Origin of the sequence: Nostoc sp. JL23 (assembly GCF_017115065.1) — a bacterium.
GTDB lineage: Bacteria > Cyanobacteriota > Cyanobacteriia > Cyanobacteriales > Nostocaceae > Nostoc > Nostoc punctiforme_A.
Genome location: NZ_JABXKN010000036.1, coordinates 55,568 through 81,517, shown reverse-complemented (window position 1 = coordinate 81,517; position 25,950 = coordinate 55,568). Strand labels below are relative to the sequence as shown.

General features: G+C 42.2%; 8 protein-coding genes. All 8 read left to right on the top strand.

All coding sequences use genetic code 11. The features are described 5' to 3' along the window. The first annotated feature begins 178 nt into the window (after positions 1 to 178). The 8 genes from HWQ42_RS06685 to HWQ42_RS06650 all read left to right on the top strand — a co-directional run bounded on the left by HWQ42_RS06685 (position 179) and on the right by HWQ42_RS06650 (position 25,706). Complete coding sequence (locus tag HWQ42_RS06685; RefSeq protein ID WP_292810392.1) at positions 179 to 4,951, top strand: esterase-like activity of phytase family protein; 4,773 nt, start codon at positions 179 to 181, stop codon at positions 4,949 to 4,951. A 384-nt stretch (positions 4,952 to 5,335) separates the two neighbouring features. Beyond that, entirely contained in the window at positions 5,336 to 8,011 is a 2,676-nt protein-coding gene (locus tag HWQ42_RS06680; protein WP_292810390.1) for an alkaline phosphatase family protein, read from the top strand. Positions 8,012 to 8,624: 613 nt separating this feature from the next. Next, positions 8,625 to 10,652 carry a non-ribosomal peptide synthetase gene (locus HWQ42_RS06675; RefSeq protein WP_292810388.1) on the top strand — a complete coding sequence of 676 codons (2,028 nt, stop codon included), beginning with the start codon at positions 8,625 to 8,627 and terminating at the stop codon, positions 10,650 to 10,652. A 12-nt stretch (positions 10,653 to 10,664) separates the two neighbouring features. Beyond that, positions 10,665 to 15,614 (top strand): type I polyketide synthase, encoded by a 4,950-nt coding sequence (locus tag HWQ42_RS06670; RefSeq protein WP_292810386.1) that lies wholly within the window; start codon positions 10,665 to 10,667, stop codon positions 15,612 to 15,614. An 82-nt stretch (positions 15,615 to 15,696) separates the two neighbouring features. Continuing rightward, positions 15,697 to 16,695 carry a cupin-like domain-containing protein gene (locus HWQ42_RS06665; protein ID WP_292810383.1) on the top strand — a complete coding sequence of 333 codons (999 nt, stop codon included), beginning with the start codon at positions 15,697 to 15,699 and terminating at the stop codon, positions 16,693 to 16,695. 240 nt (positions 16,696 to 16,935) lie between these two features. Beyond that, positions 16,936 to 18,078 (top strand): acyltransferase, encoded by a 1,143-nt coding sequence (locus HWQ42_RS06660; protein WP_292810381.1) that lies wholly within the window; start codon positions 16,936 to 16,938, stop codon positions 18,076 to 18,078. Between the two features lie 66 nt (positions 18,079 to 18,144). Then, positions 18,145 to 21,411, top strand: coding sequence for an amino acid adenylation domain-containing protein (locus HWQ42_RS06655; protein ID WP_292810379.1), 3,267 nt, complete (start codon positions 18,145 to 18,147; stop codon positions 21,409 to 21,411). Continuing rightward, positions 21,408 to 25,706, top strand: coding sequence for an amino acid adenylation domain-containing protein (locus HWQ42_RS06650; protein ID WP_292810377.1), 4,299 nt, complete (start codon positions 21,408 to 21,410; stop codon positions 25,704 to 25,706). The genes HWQ42_RS06655 and HWQ42_RS06650 overlap by 4 nt, the downstream gene beginning before the upstream one ends. The last annotated feature ends 244 nt before the right edge of the window (positions 25,707 to 25,950 follow it).

Below are 25,950 nucleotides of genomic sequence, written 5' to 3'. Positions count from 1 at the left end.
CTCTAAGGAAATGGCAATTGTAGTGGTGGTTGACATTTAATAGTTCAGACTCAAAAAGCTGACAAGTCAATTACATCTTTGCAGCCTAAAACTATTAGTTTTTCCTCACCATATTACTTTTTTGATTTCACTAGAGCGAAGACCATCTCAACAATTAAACACAGGGAGATTCTCTTTCATGGCTAAGAACGTCATCATAATGATTGGGGATGGTATGGGCTGGGAAATGGCTCGTGCTGCGTCCATCTACAAAGAGATTCAAAATAGTAAGACAGGTGCTAACTTAAGTGATTTTTATACACAAGGTAAAGGTCAAGGACTCAACTTTCAAACACTCCAAGGCTACGGTTTGGCAACCACCTATGGGACAACGATCGCCGATAATAATGGAGTTTTTAGTACTGCTAATTCAGCCCTTGACGGGACTAATCCCATCACAGGAGAGAGCCAGGTTCGTCCTGGTTTCACCTTTGATCCAACTTTTAACCAAGGTAATACCCCAACAGGTGGTGCAAAAGTCAGTGATGGTACTGTTGGAAACCTAGTAGGTTATGACCCTACCAGAGGCGGCGTTAATCCTTGGACTCCTGGTAACGATCCTGAATATATTAAGTACAGCTATCCTGACTCTGCAAACACCGCAACAACTCTGTACACTGGCGTTAAAAGCTACAACAACGCTGTTGGCGTTGATATTTTCGAGAATCCTCTAGAAACAATTCTCAAAACTGCGAACCAAGTTGGTAAATCTACTGGTTTGGTAACTTCAGTTCCCATTGACCATGCAACACCTGCTGCTGCTGCTGCCAACGTTAACCGTCGCAGCAAGTATGATGCTGACTATCCAGCATTAGATAACATCCTGCAACAGCAACTTCGTGTCTATCAACCAACAGTATTACTTGGTGGTGGACACCCACTCTCTGCTCCTGGAGACTTATTACCAGCAGGGGTTGAGCCGAATACGAGCAATGAATACATTAGTCAATCTACCTACACAGAACTTAGCACTAAACCAACAAACAACCTCTACGATTACACCTTTTTGGAGCGGGGTGAGAATGCCGCCCAGAAACTAGCTGAAACTGCGGCGACAATCGATCCAGAAAAAGGCGATCGCCTCTTCGGTCTGTACGGTGCGCGTGGTCAAAATGGTAACTTGCCTGTAAGTTCTGCCAACGGCGACTACAGCACCACTGGTTTAGATATGTTCAGCGTTTTCGCTAACCAAGGTGATAACAGCAAGGTGGACACCACGCGCCCACTGTTACCCGGAGAAACGGATGCATCTTTCATTGCCAAAGAGGTTAACGAAAACCCAACGCTCAATGACTTGACAAATGCTGCATTAAATGTATTGGGTAAAGACCCCGATGGTTTCTGGTTAATGGTTGAAGGTGGCGATATCGATTGGTCTGCCCATGATAACAACATAGACAACTTGATCGGCACCACCTTGGACTTCGATAAGGCAGTTGGATCTACGATTGACTGGATCAATAACAATGGTGGTTGGGATGAAAACCTACTAATCGTTACAGCTGACCACGATCACTACCTGACTCTCGACGGTAATTTTCCGACTTTAGTAAAAAATCAAGGTGCTGAAGCATTAACTAATTTAGATACTCCAGCAGATGTTGGACACTACTGGGGGTCTGATCCCACTGTCAAGTATGGTTGGGGAACTCACACCAACCGTCCCGTACCTGTTTACTACCAAGGTGCTGGTTCTGAAGTGTTAAATAGCTTGGTAGGTAAAGGTTATAACGCCTACGGTTCTGATATTCCAGGAATTGCGGGTTTAAACGATCAAACCCACATCTACCAAACAATGTTTGCTTCAATAGTGCCAAAAGTTGAGTTAGTAGGTTTTGCCTCTTTACCTGCTGATACCTTTAGTGATGGGCCAACTTCTGGTGCAGAAATTTCAGCCAATGGTAGAACCGGGCCTTTCCCAGGACAGCCAATACAAGGTTTTAGCGGTGTTCAATTTGCTAACAGCAACTCTTTGTACTTCCTGTCAGATAACGGTTACGGTAGCAAAGATAATAGTGAAGACTTTCTATTGCGGATCAATCGTCTAGACCCAAATTTTAAGGGAACAGAGAATGGCGATGGTACTGTTAAAGTTTTAGACTACATTCAACTCTCTGACCCTAACAACAAAGTTCCTTTTGAAATTGTGAATGAGGGAACTACTCAAAGGTTACTAACTGGTGCAGACTTTGATGTAGAGTCATTTGTCTTTGATAAAGACGGGACAATTTGGGTTGGAGAAGAGTTTGGCCCCTACCTGCTGCATTTTGATGCCAGTGGTAAGTTATTAGAGGCTCCCATTGCTACACCCGACCAATTCAAAACATTAGATGGAGAAGCACCTAAAGTCATTGGCCATAGAGGTGCTAGTGGCTATCGTCCAGAACATACCTTAGAGTCTTATAAGCAAGCAATTGAGCGAGGCGCTGACTTCATTGAGCCTGACTTAGTTGTGACAAAAGATGGTGTGTTAATTGCTCGCCATGAGCCAGCTTTAGCAGTTTTGAACGCTGATGGCACTATTAATTTCAACAACACAACCACAGATGTTTACAAACATCCAGAGTTTGCCGATCGCAAAAAAACGGTAAGTTTAGATGGAAATACACTTACAGGTTGGTTTGCTGAAGACTTTACCTTAGCTGAAATCAAGACTTTACGGGCGGAAGAGCGTCTACCTTTCCGAGATCATTCCTTTGACGATCAGTTTGAGATTCCTACCCTCACGGAAGTGATCAACTTGGTTAAGCAAGTAGAAGCTGATACAGGTAAAAAAATTGGCATCTACCCTGAAACTAAGCATCCAACCTATTTTGCCGATGAAGCCACTTATGTAGGTACTACGGACAAAATTAATAGAAACATCAGTCAGTTACTAATTGATACGCTGAAGGCAAATAACTTCACTGACCCCAGTCGCATCTTCATCCAGTCCTTTGAAGTGGGCAACCTCAAAAAACTGCATGATAGCATTATGCCTGCGGCAGGGGTGAATATTCCCTTAGTTCAATTGCTAGATGCAAGTGACACTGATATCAATGGCAAGATCGTAGAAAGTCAGCCTTATGACTTGAAGGTAAGTGGTGACACTCGCACTTATGGCGACTTGCGAACTCCAGAAGGCTTGGCTGAAGTTGCCACTTATGCTGATGGCATTGGTCCTTGGAAACGGATGATTGTGAGCGTCAAAGGTACTGATGCGAATGGTGATGGCAAAGCCGATGATGTGAATGGGGATGGAGCAGTTAATGATGCTGACAAGACAACATTACCTCCTTCAACCTTAATTCAAGATGCTCACAACGCAGGGTTGCAGGTTCATCCTTACACCTTCCGGGCCGAAGACCAATACTTGGCAGCAGATTACAAAGGCCAACTAGCACTAGAAATTCAGCAGTTCTATCAATTAGGTGTAGACGCGCTATTTAGTGATTTCCCAGATATCGCGGATGAAGTACGCGATCGCCTCAGAGACGATCCTCAGTATAATGTAGTGCGATCGCCACAAAATCCCGATGTGCTTTCAGGAGATGCCTTTGCTAACTTGGGTGGCTCCAAAGGTTTTGAAGGTGGAGCAATTAACGCCAGCAAAACCAAGCTTTATATGCTGCTAGAGGGTACAGTTCAAGGCGATACTCCTGGTGCTTTGCGGATTAACGAATTTGATTTAGCTAGCCACAAATACAGCGATCAGTTACGTTACTACAGATTAGATAATCCATCAAATTCCATAGGGGATTTAGCAGTCATTAATGATAATGAGTACCTAGTCATTGAACGAGATAACAATCAAGGGGATGCGGCTAAATTTAAGAGGATCTACAAAATAGATTTGTCTAAAACAGATTCTAATGGCTATGTCGCTAAAGAAGAAGTTGCAGACTTGTTAAATATCCAAGATCCCAACGATCTGAATGGGGATGGTAAGACCACCTTCGACTTCCCATTCCAAACCATTGAAAATGTTCTAGTTGTTGACAAAAATACCATTTTGGTAGCTAATGACAACAATTATCCCTTCTCTACAGGTCGCCCTGGGAACGATCCTCAAAATCCAGTTATAGACAACAATGAGATTCTACAACTTAAGTTAGAGAAGCCCCTTAATCTTGCTCCTGGCTTAGGTCAACCACAAGCTGAAGAAATTAATTTTGGCTCCACTACCAGCGATGATATTACCGTTCAGCCAAATCAAACCTTATTCACAGGTGATGGAGCAGACTTTGTAGAGGGTAATAAAGGTAACACAATTCAGACTGGAAACGGTGAAGACACTGTAGTAGTAGGTAGTGACTCCTCGGTGTCCACAGGAGACGGTAACGATCAGATATTTATTGGTCAAAATGGCCCAGTTCAAAATACTACTGCTGATGGTGGCAATGGTAATGATGTTATTACCGTAGTGGAAGCCAGTGAAAGTAATAATTTACTTGGGGCGGCAGGTGATGATACTCTCTCTGTAGTTGAGGGTTCTCGTCAATCATTATTTGGTGGCTCAGGTAACGACACCCTTAGCAGTAGCGGTAGCAATAACCGTCTCAACGGTGGTTCTGGCGATGACAAACTCTTCTCTAATGTTAATGATTCCCTGTTTGGTGGCGATGGCGATGATGTGCTATTTGCTGGTCAACAGGGCGGTAATCGCCTCAATGGTGGTACTGGTGTCGATCAATTCTGGATTGCTAACGCCAGTCTGCCAACTAGCAAGAATATTGTGACTGATTTTGCGATCGCCATTGATAAAATCGGGCTTGGCGGTGTTGGTATCACTCAATTTAGTGCTTTAACACTGTTGCAACAGGGTAGTGAGACTATCGTGAAAACCGGAAATACAGAGTTGGTTTCATTGTTGGGAATTGCAGCAACTAGCATTACAGCAAATGATTTCGTTTTTTCTGCTAGTGTCGTTTAACCAAAAGATGATTACAGCTTAGATTCAATATTCATTCATTAGTCAAGCTGTAGCGATTTTGCTAATGCGGGGGAATGATATTCCCTCGCTTTTTATATCTATTAGTAATTTTGTCTTTAAAAATCCTTCTCCTTTTTGTCCTAAATCTTAACTTGCTTATAACTTTCCTTAAACATTGAACAACTATCTTTTGAGACAGTAACCAAAGTTAAGTTCATAATTATCTGCACTATTTTGTGTGGACACTAAGCATTTTGTCGCCAAATACTACTTATGTTTCGTAGCCAATAATTTTTGCTGAGGTTGAGTGTAATTAATCGCTCAGTCCATAAACACACAATTGCTGTGATTAATTGTACTCACAATACTTAAGGAGTAGTCGACATGGCTAATACAAATGGCAACGGTAGAAATGTCATTATTTTTGTTGCAGATGGATTGCGTAACGGTTCTGTAAACCCCACTGATACCCCGACTTTATATAATGTCCGTCAGCAAGGAGTTAGTTTCGCCAATAGTCATTCGATCTTTCCAACATTTACCACCCCGAATGCTTCTGCGATCGCCACAGGGCATTATCTTAGTGATACAGGTGACTTTAGCAACACCATTTACACTGGTTTTCCAAGCCCTAATGCCAATGGTAGTGTCACACCATTCATCGAAAATGATGCAGTTTTGGGAGATATTGACGAAAAATTCCCCGGTAATAACTTTTTAGATGAAGAGTCACTCTTAGCTTACGCGCGATCGCAGGGTTTCAACACAGCAGCAGTTGGTAAATTAGGACCAGTTGCGATCCAAGATGTTACCCAAGTTAACCGAGAAGGTGGTACTACAGGTACTATTCCTACTCCCGATACAATAATTATTGATGACAGTACGAATGGTGCAACCCCGCCGCCTACAGCCGCCGGTTCACCTTCTGGTGTTCCACTCGATCCAGATATTGTCAAACGCTTACAAGCTGCTGGTCTAGATGTAAAACCGACAACGCGAGTCCAGCCAGCTGGTACCAACACAACTCCTGGTACTCTAAATGCCAATGTGGCTCAACAACAATATTTTGCAGATGCCACCACTAAAGTAATTTTACCTAAGTTTCAGGAAGATGGTAAACCATTCGCATTAGTTTACTGGTCAAGAGATCCCGATGGTAGTCAACACAATCAAGGTGATAGTTTAAACACTTTGACACCAGGTATTAATGGTCCTACTTCAAAAGCTGGGGTCAAAAATGCTGATGATAATTTAAAGCAGCTTCTTGACTATCTTAAAAGCACTGGCTTAGACAAGACTACTGATGTCTTTATTACTTCTGACCACGGTTTTTCTACCATCAGCAAACAAGCTATTGATAGCCAAGGAACAAAAACTACAAGTTATGCTGCTACCCAAACATACGCGGGTGTAAATCCGGGATTTCTCCCAGCAGGTTTTGTTGCAATTGATTTAGCTCACGATCTAGGTTTACGCTTATACGATCCTAACCCTACAACCCTTCCCCCAGACCTCAACCAGATCCAGTATGCAACTGTTGATGCCACACAAGGCCAACGTCCTATTTCTGGGAATGGTGTAATTGGTGGTACAGGTCAGGTAATTAATGGCCAACTTGACCCAGGTACAAAGATAGTTGTAGCTGCCAATGGTGGATCTGACCTGATTTATCTGCCCAATGGCAATGCTGACTTAGCCAAACAGGTAGTGAATTTGCTTTCGCAAAAAGACTACATCAGTGGGATTTTTGTAGACGATGCTTATGGAGACATCCCAGGTGCTTTACCACTAAGTGCGATCGGGCTAAAAGGTGATGCTAAAACACCAGTTCCATCTATTGTTATCAACTTCAAAAGCTTTAGCACCGACCCAAGCAACCCAAATAACCCTCAAGCTCAAGTAGAAATTGCTGATACAACTTTGCAGCAAGGGCAGGGGATGCATGGCAGCTTTGGTCGAGGTGATACCTTCAATAATATGGAAGCTATTGGCCCTGATTTTAAACAAGGCTATGTGGACTATGCGCCCGTCAGTAATGCTGATGTAACACCTACACTTGCTCGTATTTTAGGGTTAAAAATTCCCAGTAATGGCGATTTAAAAGGTCGTGCCATTACAGAAGCACTGGTGGGAGGCCCGGATGTAGTTCCCTCCACGAAAGAAGTCTTGACTTCGGAAGAAACTGCTAATGGCCAAGCAACAATTCTGGATTTTCAGAGTGTAGGCAATACTCAGTACTTTACAGGCGCAGGGTTTGATGGTCGCACTGTTGGACTAACAACACTAGACCTCCAATTTGGCTCTACTAATAGTGATGATGTCACCCTCAAGCCGAATCAAACCTTATTTGCAGGTGACGGCGCAGACTTTGTAGAAGGTACTAAAGGTAACACAATCGTGACTGGGAATGGTGAAGACACGGTGCTAGTCGGCAGTAGCTCTTCAGTGTCCACAGGAGATGGTAACGATCAAGTTTCTATTGGCGTAAATAGCTCTGCTAGTAACACTAGTGCCGATGGTGGCAATGGTAATGACGAAGTTACTGTAGTGGAAGCCAATGGTAGTAATAATTTGTTCGGAGGCGCAGGTGCTGATACTCTCACAGTCGTTGAAGGTTCGCGTCAACTGTCCTTCGGTGGCTCAGGTAACGATACCCTCAAGAGTAACGGTAGCAATAACCGTCTATATGGTGGCTCTGGAGATGACAAACTCTTCTCCAGTGTGAATGATTCGCTGTTTGGTGGCGATGGTGATGATGTGCTATTTGCTGGTCAACAGGGCGGTAATCGCTTAACTGGTGGTACTGGTGCTGACCAATTCTGGATTGCTAACGCCAGTCTCCCAACTAGCAAGAACATTGTGACTGATTTTGCGATCGGTATTGATAAAATTGGGCTTGGCGGTATTGGCGTCACTCAGTTTAGTGCCCTAACCCTATTGCAACAGGGTGCTGACACTATCGTAAAAACCGGAAATACAGAGTTGGTTTCATTACTAGAAATTACTTCAACTAACCTGACAGCAAATGATTTCGTTTTCTCTGCTAGTGTTGTGGCTTAGTTTGTTGGCCTAGTGCAGCACAGCAGAAATAACTATCAGTTGAAACAGCGGTTTTCTATTACGTAGACTACAGCAAATAGTTGGTTATTGTGGGGTGGGCATTGTAATGCTCACCCTATTCTCGTTTCGCTGGAGTCCAACCTACCTCGAAGAGTTTACATTACTTATCAGTTGCTAAAATCGCAGTATTCCTTGTTCCTCAAGGTATTAATTCTTCTTGTTATCTCCAAATAAGCCTACGTACAGTTAATATTCCCATTGCAAACATCTCTAAAGTTTTAATTTTCAATGAAGATGTACTGGAAATAACTGCGATTTGGAGGAAATAGGTCAGAATGAGAGAACTAAATCTTAGAGTCAGTGCCCTTTCACACAAATATTGTAGGATTGCGGCATAATTTTTTGTCAAATTAGTCTTTTAATATAAATTTAAAGCTAAGAATGGAACCATGAATTCTACGTGGAAACACTAATAAAAAATACATAGAAATGCTTTCAAAATTTTTATTTTATCTGTTTCTCTAAATACGAAAAATAAACATCTCATCTTAAATTGAAATACACCTAATTCCTTGTTGCTCATTGATATAAATATTTTTCCTTAAATTTAAAAATGAAACTAATAACTAATTCATTGTCCCAAAATAAAAATGAATTACTGATGACTAATGGTAAACCTTCATCATCAGAAAATAACTTAAAACAAGATAATTTAACATTACCTATTTTGAAAGAATCTGAAAATAACCTACTAATAGAGTGGAATCATACTCAAACTGATTATCCTCAACAAGCGTGTATTCATCAGTTGTTTGAGGCACAAGTCGAGAAAACACCTGATGCTGTAGCACTAATTTTTAATAATCAGCATCTTACTTATAGAGATTTGAATAATCGTGCTAATCAACTAGCAAAACATCTACAATCACTAGGGGTAGGAACAGAAATTCTTGTAGGAATCTGCATAGAGCGCTCCTTAGAAATGGTTGTAGCACTCTTAGCTATCCTTAAAGCAGGTGGAGCTTATGTACCATTAGATCCAGGGTATCCACAAGAACGTTTAGCTTTCATGCTGTCAGATACCCAGGTATCTGTACTATTAACTCAAAAAGAACTAGTTACCAAATTACCTACTCACACAGCATTTGTAATTTGCCTAGACACAGATTGGAACACAATTGCCCAAAATAAAAAAGATAACCTAAGCACTAGTGTCACTGCTGATAACTTGGCTTATGTCATGTATACATCAGGTTCTACAGGTACACCCAAAGGTGTTAGCGTTATCCATCGTGGTGTAGTTAGGTTAGTCAAAGAAACTAATTATGCTCAACTCACGCCTGAAGAAGTAATTCTGCAACTTGCTCCTATTTCCTTCGATGCTTCCACTTTTGAAATTTGGGGTTGCTTACTTAATGGTGGGCGATTAGTAATCTATCCTCCTAATACACCATCTTTAGAAGAATTAGGGCAGATTATTCAGCAATACCAAATTACTACTCTTTGGCTGACAGCCGGTTTATTTCACCTGATAGTGGATGAAAAAATTGATGCTTTAAAATCCTTGCGTCAACTTTTAGCGGGTGGTGATGTCTTATCTGTTCCCCATGTGCAGAAGTTTCTCCAAACAGTAGAGAACTGTCAACTAATTAATGGTTATGGACCAACTGAGAATACAACTTTTACCTGCTGTCATTCGATAACAGCACCACTACAACCAGATGTTTCGATTCCTATTGGTCGCCCAATTGCTAACACCCAAGTTTATATATTAGATCAAAACCTCCAATCAGTATCAATTGGAGAAGCTGGTGAATTGTACATTGGTGGTGATGGATTAGCTAGAGGCTATTTGAACCGCCCTGACTTAACTACCGAAAAATTCATTACTCACTCATTTGATAACAATTTAGCAACGCGCCTTTACAAAACGGGAGATTTAGCTCGTTATCTTCCAGATGGAAATATTGAGTTTTTAGGTCGTATTGACAATCAGGTAAAAATTCGTGGTTTCCGAATTGAACTAGGGGAAATTGAGCGAGAAATTGCACAACATCCTGACGTTCGGGAAATTGTCGTTTTAGCTCGTCAGGATGAAGTAGGTGAAAAACAGTTGACAGCTTATATTGTTCCTCACTATAACAGCGGATACACGCACAATAAATTACGTGGTTTCTTACAACAGCGACTACCTAATTACATGGTGCCATCGGCATTTGTGATGTTAGAATCACTGCCTTTAACTGCAAATGGCAAAGTAGATAGACATAAATTGCCAGCACCAAGTAGAGAACGTCCACAACTGGAACAAGCGTACATTGCTCCCCAAAGCGATTTAGAACGTCTGCTTGCAGGTATTTTATCCGAACTGCTCAAAATCGATCGCGTTGGGATTGATGATAATTTCTTTGATTTGGGAGCAACTTCAATCTCAATTCTCCAAGTTGCTGCGCGAATAAAACAGGAACTTGGTATTGAGCTACCTGCTGTGAAGCTATTTCAGTATTCAACAATTGGCTCTTTAGCAAACTATTTGCATTCAAACCAGAACAGCCAACCGTCTTCTGACAAGCTGCAAAATCGCGCCCAACGCCAACAAGCAGCTCGGACTCGTCGCCGTAATCATCAACAAGGTGTTTAAGCAATGGTAAATATGCAAGCATCCAATAACCAAGATCCTAGTGATGGTGTTGCCATTATTGGCATGGTAGGAAGATTTCCTGGTGCTGGAAATGTCGATGAGTTTTGGCGCAATCTCTGTGAGGGATTAGAATCAACGACTTTCTTTCAAGATGAAGAACTAGATCCTAGTATCGATCCGAACCTTTGCAAAGATCCTAGCTATGTAAAAGCTAGAGGAATAATTCCTGGGGGAGAAACCTTTGATGCTGCCTTCTTTGGCGTTAATCCGCTAGAAGCTGTAGTTATGGACCCACAGGCTAGAGTATTCCTAGAGTTGGTTTATGAAGCCCTAGAAAATGCTGGTTATGAATCAGAGTCTTTTGAGGGTTTGATTGGTTTGTATGCTGGTTGTGGTCAAAATACTTATTTTGCTAACCATATTGCTGGTCGTATGGAAATTGTCGATCGCATCGGTGAGTTCCAAACGATGTTAGCCAATGAAAAAGACTTTTTAACCACCCGTGCTGCTTACAAACTCAACCTCAAAGGCCCAGCCGTCAGCGTCAATACAGCCTGTTCCACTTCTTTAGTAGCAGTCATTCAGGCTTGCCAAGCCTTAACCAGCTATCAGTGCGATTTGGCTTTGTCTGGTGGTGTATCTATGACTACACCTCAAAATAGCGGTTATATGGCTCAAGAAGGCAGTATGCTCTCTGGAGATGGGCATTGTCGTCCCTTTGATGTCAGCGCTCAGGGCACAATGTTCAACAATGGCGCAGGAGTGGTTGTCCTCAAGCGCTTAGAAGATGCACTCAATGATGGCGATCGCATCTATGCTGTAATTCGTGGTTCTGGTATCAATAATGACGGCGCTGATAAGGTGAGCTTTACCGCTCCCAGTGTAGACGGGCAAGCAGAGGCCATTGCAATGGCCCAAGCTTATGCTAACTTTCACCCAGAAACCATCTCTTATATTGAAGCTCACGGCACAGCTACACCTTTAGGCGACCCAATTGAAATTGAAGCGCTGACGCAAGCATTTCGGGTACATACAGATGCTAAACAATTTTGTGCGATCGGCTCTCTTAAAAGCAATGTCGGACATTTAGTTGCGGCGGCTGGAGTAGCAGGGTTAATTAAAACCGCTCTCGCTCTACATTATAAAAAGATTCCACCTAGTTTAAATTTTGAGGCTCCCAATCCCAAGATTGACCTTGCCAACAGCCCCTTCTATGTAAATACCCAACTAGCTGAGTGGTCGGAGGGTGAAACTCCGCGACGAGCAGGTGTGAGTTCTTTTGGTGTCGGCGGGACTAATGCTCATATTGTGCTAGAAGAAGCGCCACAAATCCAAAGTTCCGGATCTTCTCGCCCACAGCAGCTATTGTTGCTCTCGGCAAAAACTAGTCAAGCTTTGGAGGCTGCAACAGCTAATTTACAGCAGCATTTGCAATACAATGCCGAAATTAACTTAGCTGATGTAGCTTATACCTTACAGCGAGGACGCAAAGCTTTTAACTACCGACGCAGTATAGTTTGTCACGATATAACAGATGCGATCGCAGCCCTCCAATCTTTAGATCCAAATCAAGTAAATACCCGTCATACAGAAATTCGCAATCCAGCCGTTGTCTTCATGTTCCCCGGACAAGGATCGCAATATGTGAACATGGGACTGAATCTCTACAACCACGAACCTGTATTTCAGGAAGCAGTGGATGAATGTGCTGAAATCCTTAAGCCTTTACTGGGCAGGGATTTACGAGAAATTATGTATCCAGCACCGAGCGATGCCTACGGCGGGCTACGCCTACGCGAAACTGCGACTATCTCCTTGCGGCAAACTTGCTTTACCCAGCCAGCATTATTTGTTATTGAATATGCTTTAGCGCAACTGTGGCAAAGTTGGGGAGTCAAGCCCCAAGGCATGATTGGCCACAGTATTGGTGAATTTGTCGCTGCTTGTATAGCGGGTGTATTTTCCTTAGAAGATGCGCTGATGTTGGTTGCAACTCGCGGTCGCTTAATGTGGGAGTTACCAGCAGGGGCTATGCTCTCAGTGCGTTTACCAGCCAAAGAGGTAGAGCCACGATTGAGTGCAGAACTAGCGATCGCTGCAATTAATGGCCCTTCCCTGTGTGTAGTTTCTGGCCCCACAGAGGCGATCGCGACTCTGCAAAAACAATTAGAAAGCGAAGAAGTTATCTGTCGCCATTTACACACTTCCCACGCTTTCCACTCCCCAATGATGGATAGCATCATTCACCCCTTTGCAGAGGTAGTTGGGAAAGTTAAATTATCGCCACCCCAAATTCCCTTTGTATCCACAGTTACCGCCGATTGGATTACAGCCCAGCAAGCAACAGATCCGATGTATTGGGCTACACATCTGCGTCAGACTGTGCGATTTGCAGAGGGCGTACAAACCCTATGGCAGCAGCCAGAACGCTTACTGTTAGAGGTGGGGCCACGAATCACAACTACAACCCTAGCTCGCCAACAAGCAAAAGATATTAAACAACAGATAGCGATTCCTTCTCTGGGTGATAACGCCGAAAACGAAGCCGAATGGACGGCATTACTCAAGGCAGTAGGACAACTGTGGCTAGCAGGAGTATCTATTGACTGGAGCAACTTCTATCAAAGGGAAACGCGACAACGAATTCCTCTTCCTACCTATCCCTTTGAACGCCAACGCTTCTGGATTGATCCTCCACCTCATCCCAATCGCGCAGCAACTCCCAAACTTCCAAATCCCCAGTTATTAGAAAAGACCCAAACTATGACAACATCCCCTCAGCAAAAACTTATTCCTCTGCTCAAAGAAATTATCGAAGAAACATCAGGATTGGAAATTGCTAGTGTTGACGACTCGACAACATTTTTAGAAATGGGATTAGATTCCTTATCTCTAACGCAAGTCGGGTTAGCTTTGAAGAAAAAATTTAAAGTTAAGGTAACACTTAGGCAGTTACTAGAAATTTGCCCAAACTTAGTAACGTTGGCTGACTTGATCAATCAAGCCTTGTCTCCCGAAGCTTTATCTGCACTAGGATTAACAGAAACCGTTGCAGACCCCATTCCAGAAGCACCATTGCCAGAACCTGCACCTGCAACCACATCACCCACTTTGGTAGTGCATGAAGTTCATAGAAATGGATCAAATGGATCTACACCTCAGATTTCCCTGCAACCTGCTGCATCTAATAGCGTCTTAGAAGGTGTGATTAATCAGCAGCTACAAATTATGAGCCAGCAATTGGCGCTATTGGGTAATAGCAGTCAATCTGTAACAGTCCCAGTTGTACCTGCGGCGACATCTCAAAATAATGGTGTCAAGCCACAAAACGCTGTATCTATCCCCCCAATCCAAACCAGCAAAGAATCACAAGTATCTGTAGATACCGAGTCAAATGGTGCCAAAAAGGCATTCGGTGCGGCTGCTCGAATTGAAAAGACCCAGACTAAAACTCTGACAGCACAACAACGCACTCATCTAGACAAAATTATCCAAAGATATACAAAACGGACTCAAAAATCCAAAGAATATACTCAAACTCATCGCCCTTACTTAGCAGATCCCAGAACTGTTTCTGGGTTTAACCCGACGATGAAAGAGATGGTTTACCCCATCGTGGTATCTCGTTCATCTGGTTCTAAACTTTGGGATGTTGATGGCAATGAATATGTCGATTTAAGCAATGGCTTTGGCTTGAATTTGTTTGGTTGGTCGCCACCTTTCATTACCGAAGCAATTGAAGCACAACTCAAACTCGGCATGGAAATTGGGCCGCAAACTCCCTTAGTTGGAGAAGTGGCAAAGCTAATGTGTGAGTTGACCAACTTTGACCGAGCAGCCTTTTGCAACACAGGTTCGGAAGCGGTGTTAGGAGCGATGCGGATGGCACGCACTATCACAGGGCGTAACTTAATCGCCATCTTTTCTGGAGCTTATCACGGTATTTTGGATGAAGTAATTGTTCGGGGTACAAAAAAACTCCGGTCAATTCCTGCTGCTCCTGGTATCCCACCGGAAATGGTAGAGAACATTTTGGTAGTGGACTACGATTCGCCTGAGTCTCTAGAAATCCTCAGAAGTCGGGCTGATGAGTTAGCAGCAGTGATGGTAGAATCTGTGCAAAGCCGTCGCCCTGAATACCAGCCTAAAGAATTCCTCCAGCAATTGCGTGATTTCACGGAAGATGCTGGTATTGCCCTGATTTTTGATGAAATCGTTACCGGATTTAGAATTCATCCAGGTGGCGCTCAAGCGCATTTCGGTATCAAGGCAGATATAGCAACCTACGGCAAGATTATAGGCGGTGGACTACCAATTGGAGTCATTGCTGGCAAATCACAATATATGGATGCTTTAGATGGAGGGTTTTGGCAGTTTGGCGATGACTCCGTTCCAGAGGTAGGCGTGACTTACTTTGCCGGTACTTTTGTCCGCCATCCTTTAGCACTAGCAGCCGCCAAAGCAGTACTTCAGCATTTAAAACAGAGTGGTCCCAGCTTGCAGCAAAATCTCAATGCCAGAACCGATAAGTTTGTAGCGGAACTTATGGGCTATTTCCAGCAAGTTCAGGCTCCGTTTACAGCTTATAATTTCGGCTCCCTCTTCATGGTGAAGTCTTTACCAGAGTTTCCCTACGGAGATTTACTGTTTTACTTGCTGCGGGATAAGGGAGTGCATACTTGGGATCACCGTCCTTGCTTCTTGACGACAGCCCATTCCGAAGCTGATCTGGCTTTCGTAATGGCAGCCTTTAAAGAAAGTATTGCCGAAATGCAGTCTGCTGGCTTCTTGTCTGCACCGCCCATAGAAGTAACAAACCGCGAAGTTACCAATAACAGTTTACGTAATCGTCCTCCGCAACCTGATGCCAAATTAGGACGAGATCCCCAAGGAAACCCCGCTTGGTATATCCCCGATACCGAGCGTCCTGGGAAATATTTACAAGTCGCAAGTGTTTCTTGAAGTGCTTTCAAAAATCAAGTGCATAGACAGTGTAGTAAGCCTTAGTAATTTTTGCAAATAGTAAATACTCATCCATTTTTGTATGTCAGTTGATAATCTACTTGAACCGAGTTCTATTAAGTCCGATCCGAAGCTTCCTGAACAAATCATTGAAACCGATTTTTCAAACTTTCGGGAAAACTTCAACTCTTCTCACTTCATGTTTTCGCATAACCTTGCAGGACATCCTTTATTTGAGATCCCCCGCTTAGTTGAGCTTGCAAATACTATGCTAAGTCAGGGTAGAACAAATAAAATCCAGTCTTATATCAGCAAAGTTCCTGTTGAGCAAAAGTGGAATCAGCGACCTGGAATCAAGCACATTAACGAGGCGATCGCACATATTGGGGAATCGGATTCTTGGGTCATGCTTGAAGATGTTCAAGTAGACCCAGAATATGCTGCCTTGGTCAACCAGATTATAACTGAACTCGAAACTCTTACAGGTAAACCCCTTCGGAAGCAGATGACGTGGTTAGGTGCTTACATCTTTATTGGTTCCCCAAATTCTATTACACCTTACCATATCGATAGTGAGTTGAATTTCCTGTTTCAAATTCAGGGCGAAAAAGATATGAGCCTCTTCAATCAAAGTGATCGTTCTGTACTGAGCGAAGAGGAGATTGAAAAATTTTATGTAGGCGACCTGAACGTAGCAAATTATAGAGAGGATAATCAGAGTAAAGCAAGGGTTTACCATTTGCAACCAGGTAAGGGACTCCATCATCCGATATTGGCACCCCATTGGGCCAAAAATAGTAATAATGTCTCTGTAGCTTTGAGTATCCTCTTTTATCTGCGACCTTACGATCTCAAAGCCAGAATATATCAAGTCAACAGCTATTTACGCAGACTGGGATTAGAACCCACTCCACCAGGTAAATCTACTTTGAAAGATCGGCTCAAAATTTTTGCTCTGGGTCTTCTATCCGATCGCCAACCGAAAAGTAAATTTATGATACTGCGCTCTGGTGTATTAAGACTCAAATCTATTGAGGGAAAGTTAAAGCAATTTATCAACAAGATTGTCAAAAAAATCTAATTTTTTTCCAAGGACTAATTATTAATTAGCCTGAATATTGAATCGTGTTCTATAGCAATTCTAAATCATTTGTAAAATCTTTTCTTTTAGACACTTTGCGTAGCTTGTTTTTATACAATAACAAGTACTTGTTACATCCTTTATGTAGCCGACATAAATCAATTACGTGTTGAGTTTTAAAAATAATTTTTACAATTTAAATAGGATTGCTATAGATAGAAAATAAAACCAAAAATATCAATGTATAAACATATCAAATCGCTCACTTCTTTACGCGGTATTGCAGCCTTGGTTGTTGTTATACACCATTTTTCTTACTACGGTTTACCAAAAACAGGTTCAACTTTATCAGTCTATAGTAATTTTTTTAAAAATGGATATTTATGGGTTGACTTTTTCTTTATTCTGAGTGGTTTTATCATGACCCACGTTTATGCAGATGCTTTTTATTTAAAAGTAAGTTTAAATAACTATAAATTATATTTATTCTCGCGTTTTTCTAGAATTTATCCTCTGCATATATTTATTATTTCTCTGTTTGTTGGATTAGAAATTATCAAAATACTCTTCCTAAATACTTCTGCTTTCACTGGTAAGTTTAACTTAACTGCTCTTTTTGCCAATATTTTTCTTCTCCAAGCATTCGATCTAAAATGCCCACCTTTATTATGGTGTAGTACCTATTGGAATGAGCCAGCTTGGTCAATCAGTGTAGAGTTTTTTATTTACTGTATTTTTCCATTTTTATTATTATTTTTATTAAAAAACGATAGAAAAGATGATTTGATAATTTATAGCTTTACTCTCTTTAGTATCTTACTACTAATAACCTTTACCCGTGGCAATTTAGATACTATTATTGGCATCCCTTCAATAGCTAGATGCGGGCTAGAATGCATACTTGGTATTATAACTTACAAAATTTACCGCAGAGGTAATTATAAAAAGTATTTAAATATTAATTTACTGGCAATGATAGCTATAACTTGGATAATTATGATTATGCATTACTACTGGGATCATTTTCGTAACCTTCATGATTGGCTAATTTTACCGGCTTTTTCTTTACTTATTTTAGCTGTATCCATCAAGAATAATAGTGTGATATCAAAATTTTTAAATTCAGGCTTCATGCTATACATCGGGACTATATCTTACTCAATTTATATGGTTCATTGGTTTCTTCAAGAATTGTTAAAAATCTTCTGGATTTATAAATTTCACGATGTTTTTGGCAAAGGATTCACAGAATATCAAGCATTGACATCTTTAGGAGTATTTCTTATGATTATTTTATTGACTGCATCATTGACATATAGATTTGTAGAAGTTCCTATGCGTAATTATTTAAAGTCTACAATCTTGAGTAAACAATGTATTTAAAGTCAGTAATTTAAAAAAGATTGAGATTTAACCACATTCAATAAACTGAGAAAATAAGAGAGTTTTATGACCTTATCACCTGTAGATTACCAATCGACATTAACTGCGGTTGATTTTGATCCATTTGCAGATGGAGAATTACTTCTAACCGCTCCTGCTACAGAATCACAAAAAGAAATTTGGGCTTCTGTACAAATGGGTGATGCTGCTAATTGTGCTTATAATGAGTCTCAATCTCTGCGACTAAAAGGCAAACTTGATGTCAAACTTTTCCAATCTGCGGTGGAAAAGTTAGTACAACGTCATGAAGCACTACGGACAACTTTTAGTACCGATGGCAATACACTCTGCATTGTTGCTTCTCGGCAAATTGAAATTCCTATTATTGAACTGTCTAACCTAGAACCACAGGAACAACAGGAAAAATTAGCTAGGATCTTGCGACAAGAGATAGAGCAACCTTTTGATTTGGAACATGGGCCTCTATTTCGGGCAAAAATTGTCAAATTGCAGCCGCAGGAGCATCTAGCTATTTTGACAGCCCATCATATTATTTGTGATGGTTGGTCTTGGGCGGTGCTGATGCCAGATTTGGGTAAACTTTATTCTGGCTTGCAACAGGGTATTGTTCCTGAATTAGAAGAACCAGACTACTTAAGTGAATATGCGATTTTGCAGGAAGAAGAGGCAAATAGTCCAGAAGCGATCGCCACAGAACAATACTGGTTACAACAATTCGCTGACTCTGTACCTGTACTGGATTTCCCTAGCGATCGCCCCCGTCCCCCACTCAGAACCTTTAACGCCGCCCGCGAAGATTGGCATTTAAGCCCCGAATTAGTTGCCAACCTGAAACAACTAGGAACAAAACTCGGTTGTAGCTTTATGACTACGATCCTGGGAGGATTCGAGGTCTGGCTGCACCGTCTGACAGGGCAAAACGACTTGGTGGTTGGTATTCCAGCCGCCGGACAAGCTGCTTTAGGGCAATATAATCTTGTAGGTCACTGTGTAAATTTACTTCCATTGCGTAGCCAGATTCATGGCGAAAAGTCGTTCAGCGATTACTTGCAAACGCGGCGTTCAGCTGTCTTAGATGCTTATGACCATCAACAATTTACCTTTGGTAGCCTGGTCAAAAAATTAGTATTGCCACGGGATTCTAGTCGCATTCCCTTAGTACCAATTATATTTAATGTCGATCAAGCCTTAGACAGCGATCGACTTCCCTTTATCGGGTTAGAGGTAGAATTTTTTTCCAATCCCCGCGCATTCGAGAATTTTGAACTGTTTATCAATGCTACAGAATCGCATGGTGAACTTATTCTGGAATGCCAGTACAACACTAATCTATTTGACGCTGACACTATCCGCCGCCGGATGGCAGAGTTTGAGACTTTATTATGGGGCATAGTTGCTAACCCTAATCAAATTATTGCTAAATTGCCAATTTTGCCAGCAGTTGAGCAACAGTTATTAGCAACATGGAACAATACTCAAACAGCTTATCCTCAAGATATCTGCATTCACCAGCTGTTTGAAACTCAAGTGGAGAAGACTCCAGATGCGATCGCTGTAGTTTTTGAAGATCAACAAATTAGCTACCGCGAACTGAATCAGCGAGCCAATCAGCTAGCCCATTATCTCCAAAGCTTAGGAGTCGGGTCAGAAGTTCTAGTTGGTCTGTGTGTCGAGCGCAGCTTGGAAATGGTTGTAGGAGTTTTAGGCATTCTCAAAGCCGGAGGAGCCTACGTACCATTAGATTATGCCTATCCTGAAGAACGTTTAGCTTTCATGCTGCAAGATGCTCAGGTGTCAGTGCTACTAACCCAGGAGAAGCTAAAGTCAGGGCTACCCAACCATCAAGCAAAGATTATTTGTCTTGATAGCAACTGGCAGTCCATAGATTACGGGTTAGATAACCCAACACATAATATCACTTCCAATAACTTAGCCTACGTCATTTATACATCTGGCTCGACAGGTCAACCGAAAGGCGTTCAAATTCAACATCAGAGTGCTGTTAATCTCCTAAATGCGATCGCTAAAGAACCCGGTTTAACTGCTGAAGATACTCTCCTCTCTGTTACTAGCCTATCCTTTGATATTGCCGTTTCAGAAATTTTTCTACCCCTGTCTGTAGGTGCGAAGTTGGTGTTGGTGAGTCGTGAAGTTGCGGCTGACGGCACACAACTGTTAAAAACGCTAACCACCTCCGGGGCAACCTTTATGCAACCGACACCAGTTACTTGGCGGCTATTACTGGCAGCCGGATGGCAAGGTAGTCCTCAACTGAAGATGATTTCCACAGGTGAAGCCTTACCTAGAGACCTCGCCAATCAATTATTACCGAAGGGAGCTTGTCTGTGGAACCTGTACGGACCTACAGAAACAACGATTTGGTCAACAGGTTACAAGGTGACAACGGCAAATAAAGCAATAGGCATTGGTTGCCCTCTAGCTAATACGCAAATCTACATTTTAGACTCTCATTTAGAACCCGTTCCCATTGGTATATCAGGTGAGTTGTATATTGGTGGCGAAGGACTAGCAAGAGGATATCTGAATCGTCCCGAACTGACTGCTGAAAGATTTATTTCTAATCCCTTCAGCCCAAACCCGAAATCGCGCTTATACAAAACTGGAGATTTAGCTCGTTATTTACCAGATGGACATATTGAATACTTGGGTCGTATCGACTATCAGGTAAAACTGCGTGGTTTCCGCATAGAATTGGGTGAAATTGAAACCGCACTCCTGCAACATCCAGAAGTAAAAGAAGCCGTTGTCATTGTTCGAGAAGACACTCCTAACGAGACTAGTCTAGTAGGTTATATTGTTGCCGAAACTGGTCAAGATGGCTTGCAAGTGATTTCGCAATTGCGTCGATTCTTGAAACAACAACTTCCTGACTTTATGGTGCCAACGATCTTTATGGCACTAGAAGCTATGCCGTTAACCCCCAATGGCAAAGTCGATCGCAAGGCATTGCCAGAACCAGATGCTTCCCGCCCGGAACTAGAGGCAAATTATGTAGCACCTCGCACTCCCATTGAGCAGCAGATTGCAGATATCTGGGCGCAGGTTCTTAATGTCAAGCAGGTTGGGATTAACGATAACTTTTTTGAATTGGGTGGATATTCTCTACTAGGAATTCAAGTGGTTTCTCGAGTGCGCCAAGCCTTGCAAGCAGAAATTTTGATGTCCAATTTATTTGAATTACCAACGGTAGCGGATTTAGCTGAACGAGTGGAAACTCTGCGGTGGGCAACCCAAGGTGTTCAGGCTGCTGAGAGTGAAACAGCTGATGATTACGAGGAAGGTGAGCTATGAAAACATTAGATGAACTACTATCTGAGCTACGTCAGCGCAATGTCAAACTTTGGCTAGAGGGCGATCGCTTACGCTATCGGGCCGCAAAAGATAGTCTCACACCAGAATTGCTGACCGAGTTAAAAACTCAAAAAGCCGAAATCATCAACTTTCTCCGACAAATTAACACAGCCGCCAGTTCACAGATTCCCCCAATTGTCGCTTGTGAACGGAATGGTAACTTGCCGCTTTCCTTTGGTCAGCAACGGATATGGTTCCTCCATCAGTTTGAACCTGATAGTTCCTCAAATAATATGCCTGTTGTGGTGCGTTTCACGGGGAATCTGAATGTTGCTGTCTTAGAGGAAAGTTTAAGAGAAGTCGTCCGTCGCCATGAAGTTCTGCGGACAACTTTTCCACCAGTGAATGGCAAGCCCACTCAAGTAATTGCCACCGATGTTTCCTTGATACTGCCAATAATTGACTTGCGGCAAGTACCAGATGAACAACGAGAGGCGGAAGCTCACCTACTGGCAACTAAAGAAGCTCATCAACCCTTTGATTTAGGCAATGGGCCAATTTTGCGGGTGTTACTGCTGCGCTTAAGCGATCACGAACATCTGCTGATTTGGAATATGCACTGCATAGTTTGTGATGGAGCTTCATCCGATCTGTTCTATCAAGACCTCACTACTATCTATAAAGCATTATCAGCCGGTCAGGTTTCTCCTTTAACTCCCTTACCAGTGCAGTATGCTGATTTTACCAATTGGCAATATCAATGGCTCCAGGGAGAGGTTTTAGAGTCACAGGTAAACTACTGGAAGCAAAAGCTAGAAGGTAATTTACCCATCATTGAGTTACCTTACGATCGCCCCCGTCCTCAAGGAGTGCAAACCTATCGAGGCGATCGTGCTGCCCTGCTGCTATCAAAGACGCTGAACCATGCTCTAACAGAGATGAGTCAAAAATGGGGTGTCACCCTGTTCATGACTCTACTGGCAGCATTCGAGCTATTGCTCTACCGTTATTCTGGACAAGAAGACTTACTAATTAACTTTGCAAGTGCAGGTCGAGGACAAGTTGAAACTGAGGGGCTGATTGGATTTTTTTCTAATACTCTTGTACTGCGGAGTAACTTTGCTCTTAACCCAACTTTCCGAGAATTATTAGACCGAGTGCGTAAGGATTGTTTAGAGGCTTATACCCATCAAGACCTACCCTTTGAAAAGCTAATTGAAGAACTTAAACCAGAACAGCGAAGTCGCAATAGTTCACCCCTGTTTCAAGTAAAATTCTCCCTCAATCCTCCTTGGTCGAATGGTCGTGGCATGGCATCAATGCAACTACCTGATTTGACTATCACTTCTCTATTTGGCTACATCTATCATGGCAAAACCAAATACGATCTAACATTGGTTCTGCGGGAACAGGATAATGGTCTGGGCATGGTATTTGATTATAATGCCGAGATGTTTGATGCCAGTACAATAGAGCGGATGTTGGGACACTTCAAAACTTTGCTCGAAGGTATTGTTGCTAATCCCGATCGGCCGATATCTGAATTACCCCTGTTGACAGCAGGTGAACAACATCAAATGTTGTTTGATTGGGATGGCAAACAGACTGATTATCCTCAAAATACTTGTATCCATCAATGGTTTGAGGCTCAAGCTAAACGAACTCTAGATAATATTGCAGTAAGTTTTGAGAATCAGCAACTAACCTATCAGGAACTCAACCAGCGTGCAAATCAACTAGCCCACTATTTGCAAACTCTAGGGGTAAGATCGGGGGTACTCGTCGGTCTTGATCTAGAGCCTTCCCTGGAGATGATTGTGGGGCTGTTGGGTATTTTGAAAGCCGGGGGCACTTACGTATCGCTCGCTCCGACATCTGGGCAAGATGATTTGGCTTTCATTTTAGAAGATACCCAAATATCTTTGGTATTAACCCAAAGCTCATTGGTTGAAAAACTCTCTGAGCATCAGGCACAAGTTATCTGTTTGGATAGTGATTGGCAAGATATCGCTCTACACGTGATCGAAAATCCAATCTGTCACACCACAGAGCAGACTCTTGCCTGTGTGATGTATGTGTCCGGCTCCAAGGGAAAACCCAACGGTATAGCTATTACCCACCGTAATCTCGTCACCCACAGCCTAGCAATTAGCGAAACTTGGGGGTTGAGCCAGAGCGATCGCCTATTACTCATACTTAGTATCAGTTGCAATAATTTAATTGAATCACTTTTCCCCTGTTGGATTGCTGGTGCTACCGCAATTCTTCAGTCTCAAGAGCTACAAAACTCGACGACGCAGTTTTTCCCATTCATTGCTCAACAACAGATTAGCGTTGTCAATTTACCTACTGCTTTTTGGTATGAGTTAATTAAAGAGCCATCTGTATCTCCCCAAACTTTGCTAGCCAGCTTGCGCTTAGTCATGGTTGGTGGTGAAAAACTCTCACGTCAAGCTTATCTAACTTGGGTAGAAAAAGTTGGTAAACGAGTACGTTGGCTGAATGCTTATGGATCGCTAGAAACAACTTTAACCGCCACGGTTTACGATCCAAAGACTGCCACTGAAGCCAATAACACTCGGTCAGAAATTCCCATAGGAAAAGCGATCGCCAATACCCAAATCTACATTCTCGATCGGCGATCGCAACTCCTCCCTATTGGCGTAACTGGTGAAATCTACATCAGCGGTATCGGTGTTACACAAGGCTACTTTAACCGTCTTGAATTAACATCTGAGAAATTTATCCCCAATCCCTTTAGCAGCGAATCTGGGGCATACCTTTACAGAACTGGTGATTTAGGACGCTACTTAAGTGACGGTAATATTGAGTTTCTGGGCCGCTTAGACAATCAGGTAAAAATTCGCGGTTTTCGCATTGAGTTGGCTGAAATTGAAACAATTTTGGGTCAATATCCAGGCGTACAAAAAACTGTGGTGATTGCCAAAGAAGATGTTCTTGGGGATAAAACTTTAGTTGCTTATGTTGTTCCCAAACAAGGAGAAACTTTTGGGAGTGAGCAACTGCTGAGTTTTCTCCAGCAAAAGTTACCTGAATATTTGTTGCCTTCTGCCTTTTTCATAGTCGATTCTCTGCCATTGAATGCTAATGGTCAAGTTGATCGCCAAGCCTTATCTGCGCTGAATCCAAATAATTCTAAAATCGAAAAAACATTTGCCACAGCAGAAGATCCATTACAATTTCAGTTAACTAAAATCTGGGAAACCCTTTTAGGTATTCATCCTATTGGCATAAAAGACAACTTTTTTGATTTGGGTGGAAACTCACTACTTGCAGTACACCTGTTTTCTCAGATTGAAAAGATATTTGGCTTAAATCTGCCCTTAGCTATTCTCTTGCAATCTTCAACCATTGAGCAATTAACTAATATTATTCGCCAGCAAGGGTTTTCGCCAGAAAGCCATAATCAGGTTGAGAGTAGTACTAGTACCAACTCAGGAAAATCGATAGCTTGGTCATCACTAGTACCAATGCAGCCCAATGGTTCCAAGCCACCTATATTTTGTATCCATGCAATTGGTTTAAGTGTTCTCTACTACCGAGATTTATCACTTCATTTGGGTGAAAATCAACCATTTTATGCACTACAAGCACGAGGATTAAGTGGGAAAGAAGCTCCTTTTACCAAGCTTGCAGAAATGGCGGCTCATTACATCAAAGAAATACAAACTATTCAACCTGAAGGCCCTTATTTTTTGGGTGGCTCTTCCTTTGGCGGATTAGTAGCTTGGGAAATGGCTCAACAACTCGTAAGGCAAGGTCAAAAAGTAGCTCTGTTAGCTTTATTTGATACCACTGGCCCAAATTATATTAAACAAGCGCCATTAGAAAAGCGAGTTTCTCAGCATTGGGACAACCTGACAAAACTTGGGACTAATTACGTGCTTGAGCAAATCAGGAACAAAAGCTCTTGGCTGAAGTATAAACTTCAAGAAAAGTTCCGAAAATTGATCTTTAAGTTTTCCTTAAGAATCTGGCGGACTGTACCTTATAACTACCGTAAATTAACAATCGAAGAGGCCAATAAACAGGCAGCCAAAGAATACGTTCTAAAAGCTTATCCAGGTCGAGTCACTGTATTCCGAGCAGAAGAGCGCTTTGCATTGGAAAAACGAGAGGTTGACCCCCAAATGGGTTGGAGTGAAATGGTCTTAGGAGGTTTGGATATTCAAAATGTCCCAGGAAACCACGACTCTATTTTTAGAGAACCCCATGTCCGAACTCTATCTGAAAAGATGAGGGCTTGTATAGATCGAGCTATTGTAGACATCTAAAATCGATCTAACTAGTTTGCACAAATAGTTATAGCTTTCAACCTCATCTCGCTTTTGGGATGGGGTTGTTTTATTGAAACAGAATTCAGGAGTCAGGAGCCAGAATGGGCTAAACCTTAGCTATCCGCTAACAGAATGAATTTTGAACTTCATAGTGGATGAATCCAGGGGTTTAATACCCCCACTAAATCTGCATATTTAGTGGTGAAACAAAACAGTTGCGGGTCTGAATCCCCCACTGATT